Source organism: Planococcus halotolerans (assembly GCF_003289955.1).
Lineage (GTDB): Bacteria > Bacillota > Bacilli > Bacillales_A > Planococcaceae > Planococcus > Planococcus halotolerans.
The window spans coordinates 505,034-525,406 of sequence record NZ_QLZR01000002.1 but is presented as its reverse complement, the minus strand read 5'-3'; the positions used below and the strand labels follow the sequence as shown (position 1 = coordinate 525,406).

General features: G+C 43.9%; 21 protein-coding genes. 14 read left to right on the top strand and 7 right to left on the bottom strand.

The window, feature by feature from the left end:
• Window positions 1–9: 9 nt before the first annotated feature.
• Window positions 10–549 carry a helix-turn-helix domain-containing protein gene (locus DP120_RS07350; protein WP_112222990.1) on the bottom strand — a complete coding sequence of 180 codons (540 nt, stop codon included), beginning with the start codon at window positions 547–549 and terminating at the stop codon, window positions 10–12.
• 305 nt (window positions 550–854) lie between these two features.
• On the opposite strand from DP120_RS07350, the gene DP120_RS07345 reads away from it, so the two are divergent.
• Together DP120_RS07345 and DP120_RS07340 are read left to right on the top strand one after the other, a co-directional pair.
• Window positions 855–1,151, top strand: coding sequence for a hypothetical protein (locus tag DP120_RS07345; RefSeq protein ID WP_101802009.1), 297 nt, complete (start codon window positions 855–857; stop codon window positions 1,149–1,151).
• A 77-nt stretch (window positions 1,152–1,228) separates the two neighbouring features.
• A complete protein-coding gene (locus DP120_RS07340) occupies window positions 1,229–1,888 on the top strand; it encodes a potassium channel family protein (RefSeq protein WP_084244875.1) in 660 nt (219 codons plus the stop codon).
• 427 nt (window positions 1,889–2,315) lie between these two features.
• On the opposite strand, the gene rnjA is transcribed toward DP120_RS07340, so the two are convergent.
• Together rnjA and DP120_RS07330 are read right to left on the bottom strand one after the other, a co-directional pair.
• Window positions 2,316–3,983, bottom strand: a complete 1,668-nt coding sequence (gene rnjA / locus DP120_RS07335; protein ID WP_112222989.1) for a ribonuclease J1 — start codon at window positions 3,981–3,983, stop codon at window positions 2,316–2,318.
• 2 nt (window positions 3,984–3,985) lie between these two features.
• On the bottom strand, window positions 3,986–4,198 hold the full coding sequence (locus DP120_RS07330) for a DNA-dependent RNA polymerase subunit epsilon (protein WP_112222988.1): 213 nt from the start codon (window positions 4,196–4,198) through the stop codon (window positions 3,986–3,988).
• Between the two features lie 286 nt (window positions 4,199–4,484).
• Here DP120_RS07330 and DP120_RS07325 point away from each other — a divergent pair, with 286 nt between their 5' ends.
• Entirely contained in the window at window positions 4,485–5,255 is a 771-nt protein-coding gene (locus DP120_RS07325) for a Cof-type HAD-IIB family hydrolase (protein ID WP_112222987.1), read from the top strand.
• Window positions 5,256–5,301: 46 nt separating this feature from the next.
• On the opposite strand, the gene def is transcribed toward DP120_RS07325, so the two are convergent.
• Window positions 5,302–5,868 (bottom strand): peptide deformylase, encoded by a 567-nt coding sequence (gene def / locus DP120_RS07320; RefSeq protein WP_112222986.1) that lies wholly within the window; start codon window positions 5,866–5,868, stop codon window positions 5,302–5,304.
• 146 nt (window positions 5,869–6,014) lie between these two features.
• Here def and DP120_RS07315 point away from each other — a divergent pair, with 146 nt between their 5' ends.
• The 6 genes from DP120_RS07315 to DP120_RS07290 all read left to right on the top strand — a co-directional run bounded on the left by DP120_RS07315 (window position 6,015) and on the right by DP120_RS07290 (window position 12,853).
• Window positions 6,015–6,659 (top strand): YkyA family protein, encoded by a 645-nt coding sequence (locus DP120_RS07315; RefSeq protein ID WP_112222985.1) that lies wholly within the window; start codon window positions 6,015–6,017, stop codon window positions 6,657–6,659.
• Between the two features lie 254 nt (window positions 6,660–6,913).
• On the top strand, window positions 6,914–8,026 hold the full coding sequence (pdhA, locus tag DP120_RS07310) for a pyruvate dehydrogenase (acetyl-transferring) E1 component subunit alpha (protein WP_112222984.1): 1,113 nt from the start codon (window positions 6,914–6,916) through the stop codon (window positions 8,024–8,026).
• 3 nt (window positions 8,027–8,029) lie between these two features.
• Window positions 8,030–9,007: an alpha-ketoacid dehydrogenase subunit beta gene (locus DP120_RS07305; protein WP_112222983.1), complete on the top strand. Its 978-nt coding sequence runs from the start codon at window positions 8,030–8,032 to the stop codon at window positions 9,005–9,007.
• Window positions 9,008–9,034: 27 nt separating this feature from the next.
• Window positions 9,035–10,423 (top strand): dihydrolipoamide acetyltransferase family protein, encoded by a 1,389-nt coding sequence (locus DP120_RS07300; protein WP_112222982.1) that lies wholly within the window; start codon window positions 9,035–9,037, stop codon window positions 10,421–10,423.
• 4 nt (window positions 10,424–10,427) lie between these two features.
• Window positions 10,428–11,837, top strand: coding sequence for a dihydrolipoyl dehydrogenase (gene lpdA, locus DP120_RS07295; RefSeq protein ID WP_112222981.1), 1,410 nt, complete (start codon window positions 10,428–10,430; stop codon window positions 11,835–11,837).
• A 137-nt stretch (window positions 11,838–11,974) separates the two neighbouring features.
• Window positions 11,975–12,853: a polysaccharide deacetylase family protein gene (locus tag DP120_RS07290; protein WP_112222980.1), complete on the top strand. Its 879-nt coding sequence runs from the start codon at window positions 11,975–11,977 to the stop codon at window positions 12,851–12,853.
• Between the two features lie 491 nt (window positions 12,854–13,344).
• Here the strand turns inward: DP120_RS07290 and DP120_RS07285 are convergent, their stop codons facing one another.
• Entirely contained in the window at window positions 13,345–14,814 is a 1,470-nt protein-coding gene (locus DP120_RS07285; RefSeq protein WP_112222979.1) for an aminotransferase class I/II-fold pyridoxal phosphate-dependent enzyme, read from the bottom strand.
• Between the two features lie 134 nt (window positions 14,815–14,948).
• Here DP120_RS07285 and DP120_RS07280 point away from each other — a divergent pair, with 134 nt between their 5' ends.
• A complete protein-coding gene (locus DP120_RS07280; RefSeq protein WP_112222978.1) occupies window positions 14,949–15,914 on the top strand; it encodes an NAD(P)H-dependent flavin oxidoreductase in 966 nt (321 codons plus the stop codon).
• 15 nt (window positions 15,915–15,929) lie between these two features.
• On the top strand, window positions 15,930–16,205 hold the full coding sequence (locus DP120_RS07275) for a UPF0223 family protein (RefSeq protein WP_112222977.1): 276 nt from the start codon (window positions 15,930–15,932) through the stop codon (window positions 16,203–16,205).
• 50 nt (window positions 16,206–16,255) lie between these two features.
• Here DP120_RS07275 and DP120_RS07270 read toward each other — a convergent pair whose 3' ends face one another.
• Complete coding sequence (locus DP120_RS07270; RefSeq protein ID WP_112222976.1) at window positions 16,256–16,873, bottom strand: YktB family protein; 618 nt, start codon at window positions 16,871–16,873, stop codon at window positions 16,256–16,258.
• 163 nt (window positions 16,874–17,036) lie between these two features.
• Between DP120_RS07270 and DP120_RS07265 the strand changes: the two genes are divergently transcribed.
• Both DP120_RS07265 and DP120_RS07260 read left to right on the top strand, forming a co-directional pair.
• A complete protein-coding gene (locus DP120_RS07265) occupies window positions 17,037–17,231 on the top strand; it encodes a hypothetical protein (RefSeq protein WP_112222975.1) in 195 nt (64 codons plus the stop codon).
• 86 nt (window positions 17,232–17,317) lie between these two features.
• Window positions 17,318–18,109: an inositol monophosphatase family protein gene (locus DP120_RS07260; RefSeq protein ID WP_112222974.1), complete on the top strand. Its 792-nt coding sequence runs from the start codon at window positions 17,318–17,320 to the stop codon at window positions 18,107–18,109.
• A 114-nt stretch (window positions 18,110–18,223) separates the two neighbouring features.
• On the opposite strand, the gene DP120_RS07255 is transcribed toward DP120_RS07260, so the two are convergent.
• Window positions 18,224–18,409 (bottom strand): YlaF family protein, encoded by a 186-nt coding sequence (locus tag DP120_RS07255; RefSeq protein ID WP_112222973.1) that lies wholly within the window; start codon window positions 18,407–18,409, stop codon window positions 18,224–18,226.
• Window positions 18,410–18,518: 109 nt separating this feature from the next.
• Between DP120_RS07255 and typA the strand changes: the two genes are divergently transcribed.
• Entirely contained in the window at window positions 18,519–20,366 is a 1,848-nt protein-coding gene (gene typA, locus DP120_RS07250; RefSeq protein WP_112222972.1) for a translational GTPase TypA, read from the top strand.
• Window positions 20,367–20,373 lie beyond the last annotated feature (7 nt).

Genomic DNA, 20,373 nt, shown 5'->3' with positions numbered 1-20,373 from the left:
ACCTCCTGTTTATATATATGAGTGGGTGGCACTGATGATCATTTCACATTTGCCTTTCCCGGCATTCGATAATTGATGGTGCTGTGAAGCTTCGTAATAGATGGAATCACCAGCAACGGCTATATATTCTTCATCGCCAAGAACAAGCCGGACTTTGCCTTCAAGAATATAGATGAAGGTTTCCGCTTGGGACGGTTCGAATTTTTTATATTGTCCTTCCTCGAACAAGGTCAGATAAATCGGCTCCATTTCCTTCTTATAGGAAGTAGGGATAAGCCAGTCGACTTCATAACCGGATTCCTCATCTTTATAGACACGATGGTCCTTTGAAGAATAGATCACCTGCGGAGAGGCGGCATCCTCAAAAAACTCCTTCGGTGTTGTACCCAATACTTCCAATAACGTGAAAAATGTTTCGATGGAAGGGGAGTTCATATCCCGTTCCAGCTGGGAAATGAACCCTTTGCTCAAATCCGTTCGTTCTCCTAATTCTTCCTGGGTCAATCCATTTTTCAAACGCAGACTTTTAATTTTTGAACCAATATTCATTCGGGCTCCTCCCTTATTTGGGCAGTTATGAATGTTTATGTATAGCAAACTTCGAGTTATTAAAGTTTAGTAATAATATACTTACAGTTTACTATTGTGGCTGAAAGTAATGCAAACACTTTATGTGAAATTAATGCGAAAATAAATTAAATTAATTGGTTCGAATCTATTGCAATGTTCTATGTGAATTTACTATTATAGAGAAAGTGCAAAAAGATTATTTTATTATAATGTAAACATCAGTTATAAATAGGACTATCTCGTTCGCCGAAAATAGCCTGTCCACTAATTTAGGAGTGACCAAAATGAATGACAAAATGAATTTTTTCCTGGATCCGAAACATCGGGCAGTGCAAAAATCATCAATAATGAACTATAAACAAGATCAGCAAGGACTTTACCTCGTAGCCAACAAGAAAGTCATCAATTGGATGGAAGTACATACATACTGCCACCACTGCTTGTCACCTTTGACATTCGATGACGAATTTGATGCAAGCTATTGCGCAAGCTGCAATGAATGGCGAGAAGAAGCCTGCAGTGATATTGACTGTGAATACTGTGAAAACCGGCCGAAAAGACCGTTGGACCCCCGCCGTTAAGCGGGGTTTTTTTGTGGTTTAGCGAAGCGGAAATTGTATGGTAAACTATAGCTATGGCAACTATTTGGAGGATGGATATGAAAAAGGAATTTGTAGTGATCGGGCTGGGAAGATTCGGAGGCAGCATCGTCCGGGAATTGATCGAACAGGATGCTGACGTTATGGCAATCGATAAAGATACGGAGAGAGTGGATGAATTTGCGAGCATCGCGACACAGGCGGTAGTTGCTGATACGACTGATGAGTCTGTTCTGAAATCACTTGGTATCCGTAATTTTGAACATGTTATCGTCGCCATTGGCGAGAATATTCAAGCCAGTATTTTAACAACTCTGATGCTGAAGGAAATTGGCGTCAAAAAAATAACCGTAAAAGCACAGAATGATTATCACGCGAAAGTGCTTGATAAGATAGGCGCCGATAAAGTAGTGCATCCGGAGCGGGATATGGGAATCCGTATTGCGCATAATATGCTTTCGAATAACGTTTTGGACTATCTTGAACTGTCAGATGAGCATTCGATCATGGAAGTGAAGGCCAATGAAAGATTGGCCGGCTTTACACTGATCGGACTGGATATCCGTGCAAATTACGGTATTAACATCGTGGCCATCAAACGGGGCAAGGATATCATTGTTTCGCCTCAGGCGGATATGGAGATCCAATTGCAGGATATTCTGATCATCATCGGGTCAGATGCAGATATCAACCGTTTTGAGAAGAAGATGTTGAATTAGTATTTTCATATAAACGAGAAAAAAGGAGGTCCCGTATCGGGACCTCCTTTTTAAATAACTATTAAAGGAATAGAGAAAACCGATATTGCGCAAAACAGCTTCGCTTTCCAAAACCCGTGCTCCTGCATCGCTGCGCTGCTTCGTCGCAAAGACTGGTCCTCGCAAGCATCGGCCAATGTCTTTCCTGCGGGAAACAGAGTGAGTCTGAGACCCTGCAGGGAAGGTTTGAACGAATAGCATTCGGTCGGACCTTTGCGACGAAGCGCAAAGTGCGCTGCAGGAGCATCGGTTTTCGAAGCGACTGAGGAGGCTCAGACCCGCTCCCCGCGGAAAGCATCCTTCTAGAACGAAATGATTACAGAAGTTGAAGTTTTTTTGCCAGTATAAAAAGGAGGTCCCATATCGGGACCTCCTTTTTAATGTCTTCTTAGACTTCCATTATTACAGGAAGAATCATTGGACGGCGTTTTGTTTTTTCGTACAGGTATGGTCCAAGAACATCTGAAATGTCATTCTTCAGTTCAGGCCAATCTGTATCTTTGCCGTGGATTTTCTTTTTAAGGTGGCGGTTCAGCATTTGCTGGGCTTCATAAATCATCGTTCCGGATTCTCTCATATAGACGAAACCGCGGGAGATGATGTCCGGGCCGGATACCATTTTATTATTTTTCATGTCGACGCTGACTACTACAATGACCAATCCTTCTTCGGAAAGTACACGGCGGTCGCGAAGAACGATATTGCCGATGTCGCCAATGCCGCTGCCGTCGATATAGACGTCTCCGGAAGGGATGCGTCCTGCAACCGAAGCTTCATCAGCTCCAAGAGCCAGGACATCACCATTTTCCATGATGAATGTATTTTCAGGCGGAACGTCACAATCTATAGCCAATTGTGCGTGCTGCTTCTGCATACGGTATTCACCGTGGATCGGCATGAAGTATTTCGGTTTGATCAATCGCAGCATCAACATATTCTCGGGTTGTGAACCATGTCCAGAGGTATGGACGTTATTCAATGAACCATGGATTACATTGGCGCCAGCACGGAACAATAGATTGATTGTTCGGTTGACGCTGCTCGTATTCCCCGGAATTGGAGAAGAAGAAAAGACGACTGTATCATTTGGCTGAATATGGATTTGGCGGTGTGTGCCGCTGGCAATACGTGAGAGTGCAGCCATTGGTTCGCCTTGTGAGCCTGTGCAGAGAATAAGCGCTTCATTTGCCGGCAGGCGGTTTAACGTCTGGGTATCGATGAAGGCATCTTCCGGCGCATTGATATAACCGAGTTCCCGGCCGATTGTCATGGCATTTTCCATGCTGCGTCCGAAAACCGCAATTTTACGGCCTTGTGCAACAGCTTCATCGGTAACTTGTTGAAGTCGGTAGATATTTGAGGCAAAAGTTGCGAAAATTAGACGACCTTCAACTTTGCGCATAATATCCTTGATCGTTTCGCCGACTTTACGTTCAGACATAGTGAAATCCGGGAGTTCAGCATTCGTGCTGTCGGATAATAAGCAAAGAACGCCTTCACTGCCGATTTGTGCCATTTTTAACAGGTTAGCCGGTTCCCCGACTGGTGTGAAATCAAATTTGAAATCTCCTGTATGGACGATATTGCCTGGCGGCGTTTTCACAACAACACCAAAAGCATCTGGAATACTGTGGGTTACACTGAAAAAGCTCACCGATGTTTTACGGAATTTGATAACGTCGTCTTCACCGATTTCGATTAATTTAGTTTGGCGAAGAAGGCCGTGCTCTTCCAGTTTTTTGCGCAGCAGTCCTAATGCAAGCTTGCCGCCGTATACGGGGATATTAATTTTCTTTAATAGATAAGCTACGCCGCCGATATGGTCTTCATGGCCATGCGTGATGAAAAGGCCTTTGATCTTATCAGCATTTTTTACTAAATAAGTGTAATCCGGAATAACATAATCGATTCCGAGCAAATCGTCTTCCGGGAATTTGATGCCGGCATCAATCAGGATGATTTCATCCTGGAATTGGACACCGTACGTATTTTTACCGATTTCGCCCAGTCCGCCGAGCGCGAAAACGGCTGTCTGATCATTCTTAACGAACTTCATGATCAGTCGATACTCTCAACTTCGTAGTTTTGGCTGCCTTGTTCATATTCAAGATGGCTGCCTTCGAGCAATTGAACAAGCTCGATATTATAATTGCGGTCTTTCAGGTGATTTCTCACTTCACGCTCGGATGAAGCTTCAACATAGAGGCTCTTGGTATTTTCGCGAACTGGCACCTCATTGCGGTTCTCTTGGTAATAAACTTTAAAAATCATAGTTTGCTCTCCTTTTTCCACGTTCAAAATAAATTCACTTTCTTTATATTATCATGTCATTGTTTTAAAATAAAGAATAGCCCTTCTTTTTTAAGAAGAAGGGCCATAATCGCTATGCTATTTTCTTTTTGTTCATGATACCATTAAGCCTTCTGAGTAGTTTTCTTTTCAAACGCTTCAGCATGGCTGCTCACTCCTTATGTAAATAATACTGTAAATTCTGACAAATGTAAAGAAATGAAATGACCGGCGGACACCGCCAGGCAATGGATTGGAGACTGAAATTATGGGAAAATTATTATTGCTGGATATTGATGGAACTTTATTGAATTCAAAAAAGGAATTGCCGGATTCAGCTTTTGAGGCTCTTCAAAAAGCGCGGGCAAACGGCCATGAACTGGCGATTGCCACTGGCCGCGCACCTTTTATGATTACCAGCATATTGGAGAAATTGAATATCGATACATTCATCACATTTAACGGCCAGTATATCGTCCACAGTGGTAAAGTGATACATACTGAGGCGCTGGACCCTGCAATGCTTGAAGAAGTTGTACACTTTGCCGAGGAAAGAGACCATCCGCTGGTTTTCATGAACAGCCAAAAAATGATTTCTTCCATTGATTACCATCCTGATATCGACGAAAGCCTGAAAAGTTTAAAATTTCCTCATCCAGTGACGGAACGGAATTTTCACCTGGACAATGATATCTATCAATCGCTCGTTTTTTGTACAAAAGAAGAAGAAGCCCAATATCATGAAAATTTCAAAGATTTCCAGTTTGTGCGGTGGCACCGGGTCTCTTGCGACATTCTTCCAAAAGGCGGGTCGAAGGCAAGCGGCATAAAAAAACTGATTGCCGGCACCGGACATTCCATTGAAGATACGATCGCTTTTGGTGATGGCCTTAATGATCTGCAGATGATGCAAGTGGCAGGATACAGTGTTGCGATGGATAACGGGCATCCGGAAACGAAAGGAGTCGCTTCCTACATTACAGAACATGTGGATGAAGATGGATTGGCAAAAGCATTTGCCCATCTCGGCTTAATATAATTTCACACAAAAGGCTGGCGGATAAATTCCGCCAGCCTGTTTTTTATTATTCTTCTATATCCCGAGAGATGGCTATAGCATTTTCTATTTCAGCGAATGGATTGTCCGGATTGATATGGTCAAAGAACATAACGCCGTTCAAATGATCCAATTCATGCTGGAATGCAATTGCCGGCAGCCCTTTAAGACGCATTTTATATTCTTTGCCTTCAAGATCGCTGGCTTTGACGGTTATTCTCGCATAACGCGGGACATAGCCGGGAATAAATCGGTCGACAGACAAGCAGCCTTCTCCTGAAGCCAAGTATGCTTTTTCGACGGAATGGCTCACAATTTTCGGATTGATGGCAATGATGCTCAGATTTTCACCGGAATCTTCATCAAAATGAATGGCAAAAATCCGTTTGGCCACATTTACTTGTGGTGCAGCTATTCCGACACCGGGGCGAAGGTCATATTTTTCAATCATTTCTTCGTCCTGGCTGTTAACAACATATTCCATCAATTCTTCTGCCAATTTTTTATCCTCAGCGGAAAGCGGGAACTTCACTTCTTCTGCCCGCTGGCGAAGAGTGGGATGTCCTTCACGTACGATGTCTTTCATTAAAATCACTTAACTCAATCCTTTCAATCAACTTTCATATGCCTATCAGTATAACGCACTGCTAGTATTCCGTGAAAGAAAAATTGCTTACATTAGCAGTTGTATTTTTTTGAGCATCATAATATAGTTAAGTCATGTTATAAGGAGGGTTTCGATTGAAAAGATACATATTGGCAACAGGAATATCAAGTGCGTTACTTTTAAGTGCGTGTTCAGGTCCTTCGACAGAAGAGCAGCTGGATTCAGTGCTGAAAGAAACATTTGAAGCAGAGAGTGATTATCGCGATACTCAAAGTGAAATGGAGAAACTTGAAGCTGCAGAGCAGGAGAAATTCGAGTCCATCATGGCTTTGACCCAGGAGCAGCAGGAAGATGTCAGAGCAAATGCTGAAGAAGCCCTTGCTTCTGTGGAACAGCGCCTCGAACTGCTGGAGACTGAAAAAGCATCAATGGATTCAGCTGAAGAAGCCTTCCAGGAAATTGATACTGTGATTGAAGAGACAGAAGACGAAGAACTGAAAAGCGATCTGACAGCTTTGAAAACTAAAATGCATGAACGTTTCGATGCCCATGAACAATTTGTCACAGCATATGAAGAATTAGCAGCTGAGCAAAAAGAACTTTATGAAATGCTGTCGAACGAAGAAACTGAACTGCAGGTTCTCCAAGAGAAGACTGTAACAGTAAATGACAAGAACAAAGAAGTCCAAAACGCTGTTACAGCATTCAACGAGCAAACTGAACAGTTCAATGAAATGAAAAATAACCTTATTGAAAAAATGAATGCAGACAACGAATAAAGCGGCCTTGGGGCCGCTTTTTTCTGTGCTATAAAAGATGGAACAAAAGAATCTGTTATATAGTACAGAGGGTAAGGGGCTTATGGTACAGATTTTGTGGTTATGAATATTCTGCGTATTTTAGATGCTTGCTGTATAAAGGTTCCTCATGATTGACCGTGCAAATCAAGTAACGTATACTGAATAGGAATATGCGCTTGTATTACTAAAAAATGTTAAGTATTTTAATACAGATTAAAAGGAGAGTTGCTTTTATGGCTGCGAAAAAATCACAGCAGTTCGATCCAGTGAAGACACTGGCAGAAATCGAAGAAAAGTTTGAGATGTTCCAGATTCTGAATGAAGAAGGCGAAATCGTTAATGAAGAAGCGAATCCGAATCTGTCGGATGAAGATTTGCAGGAATTGATGAGAAGAATGGTATATACCCGTATTTTAGACCAGCGATCCATTTCCCTTAACCGTCAGGGAAGACTCGGGTTTTACGCGCCGACTGCAGGGCAGGAAGCATCGCAGATCGCTTCCCACTTTGCATTGAAAAAAGAAGATTTCATTTTGCCGGGATACCGTGATGTCCCTCAATTGATCTGGCACGGATGGCCGCTTGAACAGGCATTCCTATTCTCCCGCGGACATTTCATGGGGAACCAGATGCCTGAAGGCTTGAATGTATTGCCGCCGCAAATCATTATCGGTGCCCAGTATATCCAGGCTACCGGGGTAGCGTTAGGTATGCAGAAACGCAAAAAAGATGCTGTAGCCATCACTTACACGGGTGAAGGCGGTTCTTCACAGGGTGATTTCTATGAAGGCATCAACTTCGCCGGATCTTTCCGTGCGCCGGCTATTTTCATTGTCCAAAACAATCAGTATGCAATCTCCACGCCTCGTGAAGTCCAGACTGCTGCTAAAACTGTTGCACAAAAAGCAGTAGCGGCCGGTATTCCGGGAATTTTCGTTGATGGAATGGATCCGCTTGCTGTTTATGCAGTGACTCGCGATGCCCGTGAGCGCGCGATAAAAGGGGATGGACCGACGTTGATCGAAACATTCTGCTATCGTTATGGCCCGCACACAATGGCTGGGGACGATCCTACCCGCTACCGTACTTCGGATATTGACAGCGAGTGGGAAAAGAAAGATCCTCTTGTGCGCTTCCGCAAATATCTTGAAAGCAAAAACTTGTGGAGTGAAGAGAAGGAAAACGAAGTAATGGAACAGGCTAAAGAAGAAATCAAAGCAGCGATTAAAAAAGCTGATGCAGCTCCGAAGCAGAAAGTGACTGACTTGCTCGGTATCATGTATGAAGAAATGCCTTTCAATGTAAAAGAGCAGATGGATATTTATAAAGCAAAGGAGTCGAAGTAAGCCATGGCACAGTTAACAATGATCCAAGCTATTACTGAAGCTCTGAAAACAGAGCTGAAAAATGATGAAAATGTTCTTGTTTTTGGCGAGGACGTCGGAAATAACGGTGGTGTATTCCGTGCGACTGAAGGTCTGCAAAAAGAATTCGGTGAAGATCGCGTCTTCGATACACCTTTAGCGGAATCAGGAATAGGGGGTCTGGCAATCGGTTTGGCTTTACAGGGCTACCGTCCAGTTCCCGAAATTCAGTTTTTCGGATTCGTGTTTGAAGTGATGGATTCCATCAGTGGCCAAATGGCACGCATGCGTTATCGCAGCGGCGGAAGCCAACATGCACCTGTAACAATCCGCTCGCCTTTCGGCGGCGGTGTACACACACCTGAAATGCATGCTGATTCGCTTGAAGGGCTGATGGCAGCATCACCAGGCCTGAAAGTTGTAATTCCATCAAACCCTTATGATGCGAAAGGCTTGCTCCTTTCTGCAATACGTGACAATGACCCGGTTATTTTCCTAGAGCACATGAAGTTATATCGTTCATTCCGCCAGGAAGTTCCAGAAGAAGAATACACAATTCCTCTAGGGAAAGCAGACGTAAAGCGTGAAGGAACAGATCTTTCAATCATCACTTATGGAGCAATGGTGCAGGAAAGCATCAAAGCTGCCGAAGAGCTTGAAAAAGAAAACTATTCTGTAGAAGTTATCGATTTGCGGACAATCCAGCCACTTGATATTGAAACAATTATTGCATCTGTAGAGAAAACAGGTCGTGCAATGGTTGTTCAAGAAGCTCAAAAGCAGGCCGGTATTGCTGCAAACGTTGTTGCAGAAATCACAGATCGCGCAATTTTAAGCCTTGATGCGCCTGTTCTGCGTGTAACAGCTCCAGATACTGTATTTGCATTCTCGCAGGCAGAGGAAGTTTGGCTTCCTAATGCGAAGGATATAGTAGAAACAGCGAAAAAAGTGCTTACTTTTTAAATAGATAGAGAAGAAAGGGTGAAACTGATGGCTTATGAATTTCGTTTGCCGGATATCGGAGAAGGTATCCATGAAGGTGAAATCGTAAAATGGTTCGTCAAAGCCGGCGACAAGATCGAAGAAGATGATGTACTAGTAGAAGTCCAAAACGATAAAGCAGTCGTTGAAATTCCATCACCGGTTTCCGGTACAGTTGAAGAAGTACTGGTGGAAGAAGGAACAGTGGCAGTAGTCGGTGACGTACTGGTACGCATTGATTCTCCGGATGAAGATGGCGGAGAAGCCGAAACAGAAAAACAGGAAACAGCCCCTGAAGTGGAAGAAGAAACAGAAGAGCAAGTTCAGGCAGGCACAGCTGAATCCGGCCAGGATGTTGAGAAGGAGCCTGCACAAGAGCAGAAACCTGAAGGTGACACTGGCGCCGGCAAACAGCCGCAGGCAGACGCAGAAGCGGATACTGATCCAAATGCACGGATCATCGCTATGCCGTCGGTCCGCAAATTTGCACGTGATAAAGATGTGGACATCAAGAAAGTCAATGGTTCCGGAACTAACGGCCGGATCATGAAAGAAGATGTGGAAGCATTCCTAAGCGGAGACCAAAAAGCTGCTGAACCTGCTAAAGAAGCGGCAGCAGAAAAAACTGCTCCAACTGAAGAAGCAGCGCCTAAAGCCGAAGAAGCTGCGGCAACATCTGCAGTTCCTGAAGGTGAATTCCCAGAAACCCGTGAAAAAATGTCCGGAATGCGCAAAGCTATTGCAAAAGCAATGGTTCACTCGAAACACACAGCTCCACATGTTGCTTTGATGGATGAAGTGGATGTAACGGAACTTGTTGCACACCGCAAAAAATTCAAGGACATTGCTGCTGAAAAAGAGATTAAATTGACTTATCTTCCATACGTAGTAAAAGCGCTGGTCAGCACATTGCGTGAATTCCCGGCACTTAATACATCGTTTGATGATGAAACAAGCGAAGTGATCCAGAAGCATTATTACAATATCGGAATTGCAGCTGACACCGAAAAAGGCTTGCTGGTTCCTGTTATTAAAAATGCAGACCGCAAATCGGTATTTGCGATTTCTGATGAAATCAACACCCTTGCAACCAAAGCGCGCGAAGGGAAATTGACTTCAGCAGAGATGAAAGGTGCATCATGCTCAATCACCAATATCGGCTCAGCTGGCGGCCAGTGGTTCACACCGGTCATCAACCATCCGGAGGTGGCGATTCTTGGAATCGGCCGCATCGCAGAAAAGCCTGTAGTTAAAAATGGTGAAATTGTAGCTGCTCCTGTGTTAGCATTATCATTGAGCTTCGATCACCGAATGATCGACGGAGCGACAGCGCAACATGCGTTGAACCACATCAAACGTTTGTTAAGTGAACCAGAATTACTATTAATGGAGGCGTAAAATTATGGTAGTAGGAGATTTCCCAATCGAAACAGATACGCTCGTCATCGGCTCAGGCCCTGGCGGATATGTAGCAGCAATCCGTGCAGCGCAAACTGGCCAAAAAGTTACAATCGTTGAAAAAGAATATATCGGCGGCGTTTGTCTGAATGTCGGATGTATTCCTTCTAAAGCGATGATCTCTGTAGGTCACCGTTTTGAAGAAGCAAAACACTCAGAAGATATGGGTGTAATTGCCAATGAAGTAACACTTAACTTTGAAAAAGCACAAGCTTTCAAAGATGGTGTAGTTAAGAAATTGACTGGTGGCGTTGAGTCTTTATTGAAAGGCAATAAAGTTGAGATTGTCCGTGGTGAAGCTTATTTCGTTGATGAAAACACTGTAAAAGTGATGGATGATAAATCTTCGCAAACTTATAAATTCAAAAATGCGATCATCGCTACAGGTTCTCGTCCAGTTGAAATTCCAACATTCAAATTTTCAAAACGTGTGATTAACTCCACTGGTGCTCTATCTCTTACTGAACTTCCAGGTAAGCTTGTAGTTATCGGCGGCGGTTATATCGGTACTGAGCTTGGAACTGCTTATGCAAACATGGGCTCAGAAGTAACAATTCTTGAAGGCGCACCTGATATCCTTGCTGGATTCGAAAAACAGATGACAGCCATCGTTAAAAAAGGATTGAAGAAAAAAGGCGTTGAAGTTATCACGAAAGCGTCTGCAAAAGGCGTTGAAGAAACAGATAACGGCGTAACTGTAACTTATGAGGCAGGCGGAGAAGAAAAAACCGTCGAAGCTGATTATGTATTAGTAACAGTTGGCCGTCGTCCGAACACAGATGAAATGGGTCTTGAAGAGCTTAACCTTAAAATGGGCGAGCGCGGACTGATTGAAGTCGACAAACAATGCCGTACAAGCATTTCAAACATCTACGCTATCGGTGATGTAGTGCCTGGCCTTCAATTGGCACATAAAGCTTCGTATGAAGGCAAAATTGCTGCAGAAGCGATTGCCGGTGAAAAATCAGAAGTTGATTACCTGGCTATTCCAGCTGTATGCTTTACTGATCCGGAACTTGCGAGTGTCGGTTTGTCTGAAGAACAGGCAAAAGAAGAAGGGTTCGAAGCTGCGGCTGCGAAATTCCCATTCGGTGCCAACGGCCGTGCTCTTTCCTTGAATTCGGCTGATGGTTTTGTAAAACTTGTGTCACGTAAATCTGACGGCTTGCTGTTGGGTGCTCAAATCGTGGGCGCTGGCGCATCGGATATGATTGCTGAATTAGGTTTGGCAATTGAAGCAGGTATGACTGTGGAAGATATTGCTATGACTATCCATGCTCACCCAACATTGGCTGAGATTACGATGGAAGCAGCAGAAGTTGCTCTTGGCACACCAATCCACATTATCAAATAAAATCTGCAAAAAAGTCGAACACTCCTCAAGCTGGCATTTTCTTTGTCGGATGAGGAGTGTTTTTTTATGATTTGTTTTGGTAAGACTTGTAGAAATGTGGTAATATTATGTGCGAAAGGGCTAAGGTGATACTAAAGATGATACATGCAAAATGGATGCTAATGGCAGCAGGATTGGCTCTTTTGACCGCTTGTTCAAGCGGCGAAGACAACCCGGCTGCGACTGATACAAATAATGAGACTGAAGAAACAACTTCTGAAACGACCTCGGAAACAAAAGAGGAATCCAGCAAGGACTCTGCTGAAGAAGATGCTGAAGCAGAAGTTACCGAAGAAGAGGATGCAGAAGAAACAGCGGCAGAAGAGGAACCGGCACAAGCTGAACCACTTTACCGTGTGAATCCTGCCAACTCTGCAGTCGAACCGATTGCAGGCGCAAATCCGCAGGCAGTTTTGATCACCATTGATGATGCACCTGATAAGCAAGGTGTAGCAATGGCAGAAACACTGAAGGAATTGAATGTACCAGCAATCTTTTTTGTGAACGGCCACTTCATTGATACAGAAGAAGAAGAAGAAAACCTGAAGAAAATTCATGATATGGGATTTGCCATTGGCAATCATACATATTCACATCCAAACTTGAAAACAATTCCTGAAGATCAGCAGCGCGAAGAAATAGTTTCATTGAATGATCGAATTGAGGAAATTATCGGTGAACGCCCAGAATTCTTCCGTGCGCCTCATGGCGTCAACACCGATTTCAGCAGAGCTTTGGTGGAAGAAGAAGGAATGGTTCTGATGAACTGGACTTTCGGCTATGACTGGGAGAAACAGTATATGGATGCTACGGCATTGGCTGATATTATGGTGAACACCGAATTTATGCGCGATGGCGCAAATCTTCTTATGCACGACCGCGTCTGGACGGCTGAAGCTTTGCCGGCAATCGTTCAAGGCTTGGAAGATAAAGGCTATGAATTTATCGACCCAGATACAATTGAAGGTGTAGAATAACAAAAATCCGGAAGTGCAGAGTTCTGCACTTCCGGATTTTTTTAATGGACAAGAAAGTATAACTTTTTTAGTATGAAGATTCTTAGGGAAAAGTGTTTCCGTGTCCAGACTCCGGCGACCCAGCCCCTCGAGTCGCTTCAGCCTTACCGTTAATGGCAAAGAACGCCATTATCGTCAAGGCTTCCAGCGCTTTTCGGGGCTAAACGGGCGCTTGCGCTTTTCTTTAGTCCAGACTCCGGCGACCCAGCTCTTCGAGTCATAAGCCAGCTCAAGTCTAGACTCCAACGGCCAACTCCTCGGACTTAAGCTGTTCTTCCTGTGCGGCAAAGAACGCCGCTTCGAAAGCTCATCTTAAGCCTGTCGGAGCTGAACGGCCGTTTCCGCTTTTCAAGTCTGCGTGGCCAAAGCCACTACGCTGATCCGTCTTATGCTTTTCAGAGCTAAACCGGTGCCGTCGCTTTTCGGGGCTAAACTGGCGCTTGCGCTTTTCTTTATCTGATTGCGAGCTGTTCTTTAATAACACGCAGCATTTTTAATGTATCGTCTTCAGGTCCCTGGACGGGCAGGCCTGCTTCAACGTTCATATGGATATATTCAATATTTTCCTGTGTAATGATTTCCCCCGGAATGAAAATAGGAATGCCGGGTGGATACACCATTATAAATTCTGCGGAAATGCGCCCCACGGCATCATCAATCTTCACAACTTCTGTAGTTGCGTAGAAAGCGTCGCGCGGTGTCATGGCCAGTCTAGGGATATCCGGCAACAGGACTGTCGGTTCTATGACTGCAGCTTCATTGTCATAAGCTTCGCTCATACGCTGCAGCGCGTTCACAAGCAAATTCAATTCTTTGCGGGTATCACCGATGGTGACAAGGCAAAGAATATTGTAGAGGTCGGAAAGCTCAATCTCGATGTTGGCATTCTCCCGCAGCCATTCTTCAGCCTGATGCCCGGTGATGCCGAGATTTTTCACGCTTATCAATAGTTTCGTTGGATCCATATCATACGTTGCAGAAGTCTTCAGCAATTCTTTCCCAACACAATGAAGGTGCGCAATTTTATTGATTCGCTTGCGTGCATCATTTGCCAGGCGGATAGCCTGATCAATCAGATCGGCTCCGTGAATCGCCAATTGTCTTCTGGCCGTATCCAAAGAAGCAAGTATTGGATAGGATGTGGACGTAGTTGTAAGCATCGACAAAGTCGATTGCACCCGTTTCGCTGAAACCAATCCTTCACGGACATTCAAGACAGAGCTTTGTGTCATGGAACCACCGAGTTTATGGACTGATGTCGCTGCCATATCGGCACCTGCCGCCATAGCCGAAACAGGGAGACCCTTATGGAAATGGATATGGACACCGTGTGCTTCATCAACCAACACAGGAATTTCGCGGCCATGTGCTATGTCGACGATGCGTTTCAAGTCAGCTGCCACACCAAAATAGGTTGGGTTAATGACCAGGACAGCCTTTGCATCGGGATATTCATTCAGCGCCTTTTCTACGGCTTCGGCTGATATCCCATGGGAAATGCCAAGCTCGGGATCGACTTCAGGATGGATGAATATCGGAACTGCTCCTGCAAAAACGATGGCCGACATAATTGATTTGTGGACGTTGCGGGGAACGAGAATTTTGTCATTCGGACCTACAACACTAAGAATCATGGTCATGATGGCACCGCTTGTACCTTGAACAGAGAAAAATGTATGGTCAGCCCCAAATGCCTGTGCAGCCAACTCCTGCGCTTTTTTAATCGCGCCTTTCGGTGAATGCAGGTCGTCAAGGGGTGCAATGTTGATCAGATCTATGGAAAGAATATTGTCGCCGACAAATTCGCGGAATGCGGGATCGACGCCCTGCCCTTTTTTATGGCCAGGAATATGGAATTGTATCGGATGCCGGTTACGGTGCTTCAGTAAAGCATCGAATAATGGAGTTTCTAATTGTGACAATGGATTACCACCTCGCTTATAAAAATGAAAACAAAATGAATTATAGCATGTAGATGCAAGCTATTCTATAAAAATAAAAGGATTTTGCATATCAATATCGAATACAGGATATGCAGAAAGAAAGGAGTGGCAATATGCAATTCTCTACCCGCATAACAGATTTACTAGGTATTCAGATACCGATTATACAAGGAGGCCTCGCTTATTTGGCATACGCGGATTTGGCCGCTGCCGTTTCCAACGCCGGCGGGCTTGGCCAAATAACAGCAATGAGCCTAAGTTCCCCTGACAAATTAAGAGAAGAAATTCAGAAAGTAAGAAAGCTGACTGATAAACCGTTTGGAGTCAATTTCGCCATTGGGGAGCATGGCAGGAAATTTGCCCATATGCTGGATGTAGCGATAGAAGAAAATGTGCCGGTTGTTTCCATGACAGGAGGAAATCCGACACCGATCTTCGAACAGCTGGAGGGCACTTCAATCCGGAAGCTGGTTCTTGTAGCCGCCCGTAAACAGGCTTTAAAAGCTGAAAAATTGGGAGCAGATGCAGTAATGGTAGTGGGCCACGAAGGAGGAGGTCATTTAGGCCGGGACGATATCGGCACGATGGTATTAATACCTCAAGTTGTCGATGCAGTGTCGATTCCGGTCATAGCGTCCGGCGGTATTGGCGATGGTCGTGGATTAATGGCGGCCTTAGCACTTGGAGCCGAAGGCGTAGAGATGGGAACCCGTTTTATCGCGACCAAAGAATGCGTCCATGCGTCAGAAGCCTATAAAAACTCTTTGATCAACAGTACTGAAAACGATACCGTTATTATTAAACGAAGTATCGGTGCCCCGGCCAGGACCCTTAAAAACAGCTGGACTGATAAAATTCTTGAAATTGAACACGAGACCCCGACATATGACTCGCTGAAGGATTATATCAGCGGTGAAGCGAATAAACGGTTTATTTATGATGGCCAAAATGAACGCGGATTTGGTTGGGCAGGACAGGTGACAGGTATGATACATGACGTGCCGACTGTAGAGGAATTATTTGATAGAATGATGGATGAGTCTGAAGTGATTCGCCGTAAATGGGCAGCGTTTGAGTAAAGGAGGAGAGAAGGAATGGATTATTCATATCCTTTTTCAATTGATTGGAGCACAGAAGAGATCGTGGATGTAGTAATATTTTTTGAAGGAATCGAAATGGCTTATGAAAAAGGGATCAGCCGAGAGGAAATGATGGCGAGATACCGAAAATTCAAGCAAGTGGTTCCCGCTATTTCAGAGGAAAAAACCTACTTCAAGGAATTTGAAGAGGAAAGCGGCTATGCCAGTTTTCCTGTCATCAAAGAACTGAAAGCATCGGCAATTGGTCCGATGATCAAAATGAGCAGATAATTTAAAAACCGCAGCGGACATTTTGTCGCTGCGGTTTTCTGTTTCTTCTATTATTTATTCAGCATGGTGTTGTAAACCGGCAGCAATTCGTCAAACGTCTTTTCGACAAGCTCGTCAAATTGGGATTTGCTCAAGGCATCGGCTTCTTCACGCTGCAGGTGACGGCCAATTACAAATTCCCCTTTTTTTACGTCGCGCAGGCGCTGAAGAAGCTTGTTCACTCCTTCATCTCCCAATTCCGCAATTGACGAGGCCTCCGGTTTCATATGGTCGCCGGATACAACCATATCTTCAGCCAGGTTTCCGATTACATCAGAATTCAGCAGGCGTTCCGCCATAGCGGTTTTTCCGTTTGCTTCATAGATTACAGCAAGGATGATGAATACGTGGCTTTCCCAAAGTCCGATCTGGAAATGGGGAACAGCTTTATATCCGCGTTTATTGGGAGCGAAGGCTACCCAGCTGTCATTTGGGGGATTTACAGTACGGCGCATATGCTTCGCTACATGCGGGTGAAATTCTTCGCCGGTTTTACCGGAGAAATAAGCTGAATACTGCTCGCCGAGTTCCTCGAACTTCGGACGGACTTTTTCGATAAGGGCTGACATTCTGGCTTCCAGGCCAGGAGTTTCGAATACTTTGAAATGTTTTTCGTTCCAATAAGACATACGGTGAATTTCCTCCTTAATGATGCACATAAAAAACATTTTACAGGACTTTTAGAAAAAATTATAGAAAGACGTTTTTGATTCTGTGCAATCGGGTAAAAGATTGATAACTACCTTAATTTTTCGGAATTATTGGAATCAAAAAGGGGAAGGGGTGCTAAAGATGAAACAGATGATCCAAATAATCCGTAAAGCAGACGTCGAAAAAGAATATATCCACGTATTGAAGCTTGAATTAGATTATGAGCTTGCTTCCCTATTTGATGCAATGCAGCAAGATGATAATCGTGAAATTGATAAGAGCAAAAAACGGCTTCAGGAAATTCACGTGGAACTGGAGGCACTTCATGCGCTTTAATATCATCCATTTATAAAGGCACCTGCTGAAGTATGACAGTAGGTGCCTTTTGACGTTATAATGGTGGAAACGGAGGAGGCTTTTTTATGGATTTGCACGCAATGGACCGGTACATCAAGTCACTTATCAAAGAAGCAGGGCATAAAATACGGAACTCTTTCCTGTCTGATATTTCAATTGAGTCAAAATCTGATGCAAATGATCTTGTTACTAATATCGATAAAGAAATAGAGCAATTTTTCATTTCCCGCATCAATCGCGATTTTCCGGGTCACCGGATTTTCGGAGAAGAAGGTTTTGGTGATCGTATTGAGGATCAGAACGGGGTGATCTGGTTGCTTGATCCAATTGACGGAACGATGAATTTTGTCCATCAGAAACGCAATTTCGCCATTTCGCTAGGCATTTATGAAGATGGCGTCGGCAAATTGGGCTACATATACGATGTGGTAAATGACGATCTTTACCATGGAGTGCAGGGAGGAGGAGCCTATTACAATGATGAGAGGCTCAGACCCTTGGGGATCACAACTATAGAAGAGTCGATTCTTGCTATGAACGCAACTTGGGCTGTGCCAAACCGCCACTTTGACCATAACGGAACATTAAAGTTGATCCAGGATGTCCGTGGCATCAGGTCATATGGTTCTGCAGCACTGGAGTTGGCATATTTGGCAAGTGGACGGATTGATGCCTATATCTCCATGAGGCTGTCGCCGTGGGACATTGCCGGAGGAATGGTGATTGCAAGGGAAGTTGGAGCAATCGCGACCAACTTTAGAGGGGAACCCGGAAATCTGCTGGAGCAGGACACATTTCTTGTAGCCAACCCTTCGATCCATTCCCGGATACTTAAAGATTATATTCGTCAAAAATAAAAAAAGGATGCATCTCTGCATCCTTTTAATTTTCTTCAATAATGGGATTGAAATTATTGAAGACTTAACATAAAAATGTTATTTTTTTTGTTAAGCATAATATTTATATCTGAACTACATTAAACCGGCTTCAATCATTGCACGCTTTTTCTTGAAACCCATAACCATAATTGCACCTAGTAATAGTATCGCCAGAAAAATCATCGGGAAACTGCGGAACGCTACTGCAACGCCGATTCCGACCATAGCCAACAATGCAGCAAACGAGTAGAGAACGAAGATCCATTTTACATTTTTCATTAATTTTCCTCCTGCTAGTGGATGTGGAAATAAAATCTTAGGGTTTTTTCCCTATATGTGCTATACTAGCACAGTTATAGACATGAAAAAAGAATATTGGAGTGAAATTATGACTAACTTACGTAACGACCTAAGAAACATTGCTATAATTGCCCACGTTGACCATGGTAAAACAACTTTAGTGGATCAACTTCTGCAGCAATCTGGAATTTTCCGTTCAAATGAACATATGGATGAACGAGCTATGGACTCAAATGATATCGAGAGAGAACGCGGAATTACAATTCTGGCAAAAAACACTGCGATTCAATATAAAGACGCTAAAATCAACATTTTGGATACTCCAGGCCACGCCGATTTCGGTGGAGAAGTGGAACGTATCATGAAAATGGTTGATGGTGTTTTATTAGTAGTGGACGCTTATGAAGGCTGTATGCCGCAAACACGTTTCGTGTTGAAAAAAGCACTTGAGCAAAACTTGAAACCAATCGTAGTAGTAAACAAAATCGACCGTGATTTCGCGCGCCCTGAAGAAGTAGTTGACGAAGTCATCGAATTATTCATTGAACTTGAAGCTAATGATGAACAATTGGAGTTCCCGGTTATTTTTGCATCAGCTATGAATGGTACTGCAAGTCTTTCTCCAGATCCTTCGGATCAAGAAGAGACAATGCAGGTTCTTTACGATTCAATTCTGGATAACGTCCCTGCTCCAATCGATAACAGAGATGAGCCACTTCAGTTCCAGGTAGCACTTCTTGACTACAATGACTATGTTGGACGTATCGGTATCGGCCGTGTATTCCGCGGAACAATCGAAGTCGGACAATCAGTAGCATTGATGAAACTTGACGGTTCAGTGAAGAATTTCCGTGTAACAAAAATCCATGGTTTCATGGGTCTTAAACGGATTGAAATCCAAAAAGCTGAAGCAGGCGACTTGATCGCTATTTCAGGTATGGAAGATATCAACGTTGGAGAAACCGTATGTCCTCAGGACCATCAGGAAGCTTTGCCGATTCTCCGCATTGATGAACCGACTCTTCAAATGACTTTCCTTGTTAACAACAGCCCATTTGCAGGTAAAGAAGGTAAATTCATTACATCAAGAAAAATTCAGGAACGTTTAGATGCTCAATTGGAAACAGATGTTTCTTTGCGTGTAGATCCGACAGATTCACCTGACGCTTGGGTTGTATCAGGACGCGGAGAGTTGCATTTGTCGATCCTTATCGAGAACATGCGCCGTGAAGGATTTGAAATCCAGGTTTCAAAACCGGAAGTTATCGTACGTATGATAGATGGCGTACGCTGCGAACCGGTTGAACGTGTGCAAGTGGATGTACCTGAAGAATATACAGGTGCTATCATTGAATCACTTGGTGAACGTAAAGGTGAAATGCTGGATATGGTCAATAACGGAAATGGACAGGTCCGTTTGGTATTTAACGTACCAGCACGTGGCTTGATCGGTTATACAACTGAATTCCTGACACAGACTCGCGGATACGGAATCATCAACCACACATTCGACAGCTATCAGCCAGTAGCTTCAGGCCGCGTAGGCGGACGCCGTCAAGGTGTATTGGTATCCATGGAACGCGGTAAAGTTTCGACTTACGGCCTAATGGGAATCGAAGATCGCGGAACTGCATTTGTTGAAGTTGGTGCTGAAATTTATGAAGGCATGATCGTCGGCGAACACAACCGCGACAGTGATTTGACTGTTAACATCGTTAAGATCAAAGCTGCAACAAACATCCGTTCAGCGAATAAAGATCAGACAACGACTATGAAGAAAGCACGTCTGATGAGCCTTGAAGAAGCACTTGAGTACTTGAATGACGATGAGTACTGTGAAATCACGCCACAAACAATCCGTTTGCGCAAGAAAATTCTTGATAAAAACGAACGTGAGCGTATGGCGAAGAAGAAAAAAGTGGCCATCGAAGAATAATAGAATG

Bases quoted from the DNA above. Each gene is read 5' to 3' on its own strand.
- DP120_RS07350 (WP_112222990.1), bottom strand. From the start codon at position 549: ATGAATATTGGTTCAAAAATTAAAAGTCTGCGTTTGAAAAATGGATTG.
- DP120_RS07345 (WP_101802009.1), top strand. From the start codon at position 855: ATGAATGACAAAATGAATTTTTTCCTGGATCCGAAACATCGGGCAGTG.
- DP120_RS07340 (WP_084244875.1), top strand. From the start codon at position 1,229: ATGAAAAAGGAATTTGTAGTGATCGGGCTGGGAAGATTCGGAGGCAGC.
- rnjA (WP_112222989.1), bottom strand. From the start codon at position 3,983: ATGAAGTTCGTTAAGAATGATCAGACAGCCGTTTTCGCGCTCGGCGGA.
- DP120_RS07330 (WP_112222988.1), bottom strand. From the start codon at position 4,198: ATGATTTTTAAAGTTTATTACCAAGAGAACCGCAATGAGGTGCCAGTT.
- DP120_RS07325 (WP_112222987.1), top strand. From the start codon at position 4,485: ATGGGAAAATTATTATTGCTGGATATTGATGGAACTTTATTGAATTCA.
- pdhA (WP_112222984.1), top strand. From the start codon at position 6,914: ATGGCTGCGAAAAAATCACAGCAGTTCGATCCAGTGAAGACACTGGCA.
- DP120_RS07305 (WP_112222983.1), top strand. From the start codon at position 8,030: ATGGCACAGTTAACAATGATCCAAGCTATTACTGAAGCTCTGAAAACA.
- DP120_RS07300 (WP_112222982.1), top strand. From the start codon at position 9,035: ATGGCTTATGAATTTCGTTTGCCGGATATCGGAGAAGGTATCCATGAA.
- lpdA (WP_112222981.1), top strand. From the start codon at position 10,428: ATGGTAGTAGGAGATTTCCCAATCGAAACAGATACGCTCGTCATCGGC.
- DP120_RS07290 (WP_112222980.1), top strand. From the start codon at position 11,975: ATGATACATGCAAAATGGATGCTAATGGCAGCAGGATTGGCTCTTTTG.
- DP120_RS07280 (WP_112222978.1), top strand. From the start codon at position 14,949: ATGCAATTCTCTACCCGCATAACAGATTTACTAGGTATTCAGATACCG.
- DP120_RS07275 (WP_112222977.1), top strand. From the start codon at position 15,930: ATGGATTATTCATATCCTTTTTCAATTGATTGGAGCACAGAAGAGATC.
- DP120_RS07270 (WP_112222976.1), bottom strand. From the start codon at position 16,873: ATGTCTTATTGGAACGAAAAACATTTCAAAGTATTCGAAACTCCTGGC.
- DP120_RS07265 (WP_112222975.1), top strand. From the start codon at position 17,037: ATGAAACAGATGATCCAAATAATCCGTAAAGCAGACGTCGAAAAAGAA.
- DP120_RS07260 (WP_112222974.1), top strand. From the start codon at position 17,318: ATGGATTTGCACGCAATGGACCGGTACATCAAGTCACTTATCAAAGAA.
- DP120_RS07255 (WP_112222973.1), bottom strand. From the start codon at position 18,409: ATGAAAAATGTAAAATGGATCTTCGTTCTCTACTCGTTTGCTGCATTG.
- typA (WP_112222972.1), top strand. From the start codon at position 18,519: ATGACTAACTTACGTAACGACCTAAGAAACATTGCTATAATTGCCCAC.